Annotated in this window: 1 protein-coding gene; it reads left to right on the forward strand. The window is 63.2% G+C overall.

Going from position 1 to position 487, the window contains the following annotated elements; genetic code table 11:
• Positions 1 to 487 (forward strand): DUF4214 domain-containing protein (locus AC1DIX_RS27755; protein ID WP_477328560.1); only part of this gene is annotated, 487 nt, incomplete at both ends.

Consider the following 487-nt stretch of genomic DNA (forward strand, 5'->3'; position numbering starts at 1 on the left):
GTACCAGAACGTGCTGCATCGTGCGCCGGATACCGCGGGCTACGATTTCTGGCTGCAGGCGCTGCACGATACCTCGCGCGCGCAGGTGCTGACCAACTTCAGCGAAAGCACCGAGAACCAGACCCAGGTCTTGGACGCGATCCGCAACGGAATCAGCTACACGCCGATCCAGGTGGGCACGGGCGGCAACGATGTGATGGCCGCAAGCGACGGCACCGCGCTGGACGGCGGTTTTGGCGTCGACACCGTGGTGTTTGGCAACGTGCGTGCCGCTTACACCTTCAGCACCGAGGGCACGAATATTGCCGTCCTGGACACGGTCACCGGCAGCAAAACCCTGCTGGCGAACGTCGAACGCCTGCAGTTCGCCGACGATAGTATCGCGCTGGATGTCGGCGGCAACGCCGGCGAAACCTATCGTCTGTACCAGGCTGCGTTCGACCGCACGCCGGACAAGTCGGGCCTGAGCTTCTGGATCAAGGCAATG

This window comes from Massilia sp. 05N420 (assembly GCF_056397205.1).